This window comes from Pedobacter nototheniae (genome assembly GCF_004335085.1).
GTDB classification, from domain to species: domain Bacteria; phylum Bacteroidota; class Bacteroidia; order Sphingobacteriales; family Sphingobacteriaceae; genus Pedobacter; species Pedobacter nototheniae.
The window spans coordinates 1-492 of sequence record NZ_RQRS01000071.1; the positions used below are offsets into that span (position 1 = coordinate 1).

1 protein-coding gene is annotated in these 492 nt (G+C 38.0%); it reads right to left on the reverse strand.

The genetic code is table 11. From position 1 onward, the window contains the following. The coding region (locus EHC72_RS22495; protein WP_131539965.1) for a hypothetical protein at positions 1-427 on the reverse strand (427 nt) is incomplete at its 3' end. Positions 428-492 lie beyond the last annotated feature (65 nt).

Here is a 492-nt window from a genome sequence, read left to right on the forward strand (position 1 = left end):
TTACCAACGTAGCGAGGTTTTGAGTGGCAAAACTTTCGAAATGTTTGGCACCATCAAGCAAAATGGTAGGCGAAAGACCTTTTAATTCCAAAACCCCTTCGGCAAGTCCATCGTTAACCAGTTTTACTTCTGTAATAATAAATTTGTTTTGAAAAGGATTATCATGAGGATCACTACTATTAAAAATAGAAACCTCTGTAAGCCTGCCTAGCAGGGTTTGGGCATCTTCTATCACAAATAACCCAACTTCCTGAATCACTTCGTGCTTAAAATGCATCACAAGCTCATTATGCTTGCCAATGTGCTGCTTTATATTGAGTTTAAGTATGGGCGATATTTTCTTATTATCAATATACACCTCACACCCCATTCGCTGGGGGAGTATTAAATCATTTACCGCCTTTTGAGCCGAACTTCCGAATGCCATAGATAAGAATTTATGGGCCAGCTAAAATAACGGTGCAATAAAAAATTACACAGTTTTAAACAGAG